Below are 1,362 nucleotides of genomic sequence, written 5' to 3' on the forward strand. Positions count from 1 at the left end.
TGAACCGTCCCGCGTTTGATGCGCACCTCCTTTCTTGGGAAGGTGCATTTCATGCCGAGCAAGTACGACCCGGAGACGCGGGCCAGGGCTGTTCGTTTGGTGCTCGACCACCGCGATGACTATCCGAGCGAGTGGGCGGCAATCACGGCGGTGTCCAAGCGGTTGGGGATGACCACCGAGACGTTGCGGAGCTGGATCCGTCAGCAGCAGATTGATGATGGCCAGCGTGACGGCGTTTCCAGCGAGGCGGCTGCCGAGATCCGCGCGCTCAAGCGGCGTAACGCCGAACTCGAGCAGACCATTGAAATCCTCAAGGCGGCCACGTCTTTCTTCGTGCGGGAGAGCGACCCGCGCAACCGCCGCTGACGGGTTCGGTCTGCGAGTTCATCGCTGATCAGCGGGACCGCTTCGGGGTCGCTCCGATCTGCCGCGTGCTCACCGAGCACGGTGTGCCGATCGCCCCGCGCACGTTCTACGCCTGGGCCAAGCGAGCGCCCTCGAAGCGGGCCCTGTGGGAGGCCACCATCACCGAGATCCTGGCCAGCTACTACGAGCCCGACGAACACGGCCGCAAGAAGCCAGAGTCGCTGTACGGGTCGCTCAAGATGTGGGCTCACCTGCAGCGCGAGGGTATCCCGGTGGCCAAGTCCACCGTCGAGCGACTCATGCGCCGCAACGGCTGGCAGGGCGTACGACGGCAGAAGACTGTGCGCACCACAATCCCGGACCCGTCGGCGGTGCGGCCACCGGATCTCGTGGACCGCCAGTTCGCGGTGGGCGCACCCAACCGCCTGCTCGTCGCCGACTTCACCTACGTCAAGCTCATCACCGGGGTGTTCGTCTACGTCGCATTCGTCATCGACGCCTACGCTGGCGCCATCGTGGGCTGGGAGGCCTCGGCATCCAAGCACACCCGGTTCGTCGAGTCAGCGATCCGCCAAGCCGCAGCCCTGCGGTCGCGCCAGGGTCACCCCATCGAGGACGCCATCCACCACTCGGATGCCGGATCTCAGTACACCAGTGTGAGATTCGGTGAAACACTGACCCTTTCGGGTTTACGGCCATCGGTCGGCAGCGTCGGCGACGCCTACGACAACGCGTTGGCCGAGACCACCATCGGGCTGTACAAAAACGAGTGCATCCGCGCGGATTCCCCGTTTCGCCGCGGCCCACTGCGCAACCTCGGCGACGTCGAATACATCACCGCCGACTACGTCGCCTGGTACAACCAGCAGCGCCTCATGCACCGGCTGGGCCGAGTCTCACCCGCCGAAGCCGAAGCCCACTACTATTCCCAACACGTGACCGACCGACCGGCCGGCTCACAAAACACCGAGGGTGCATGAAACCCGGGATGGTTCA

At 65.1% G+C, this 1,362-nt stretch carries 1 protein-coding gene; it reads left to right on the plus strand.

What is annotated here, in order from left to right; translation table 11 throughout:
- Nucleotides 1-51 precede the first annotated feature (51 nt).
- Nucleotides 52-1,346, plus strand: a protein-coding gene (locus A9X04_RS09290) for an IS3 family transposase (RefSeq protein WP_156764286.1) whose coding sequence is annotated in 2 segments (ribosomal slippage) — nucleotides 52-325 and nucleotides 325-1,346 — 1,296 coding nt in all. Because the reading frame shifts where the segments join, the coding sequence is not laid out codon by codon here.
- The last annotated feature ends 16 nt before the right edge of the window (nucleotides 1,347-1,362 follow it).

The sequence above is a fragment of the Mycobacterium sp. E3247 genome, assembly GCF_001667785.1.
Taxonomy (GTDB): Bacteria; Actinomycetota; Actinomycetes; order Mycobacteriales; family Mycobacteriaceae; genus Mycobacterium.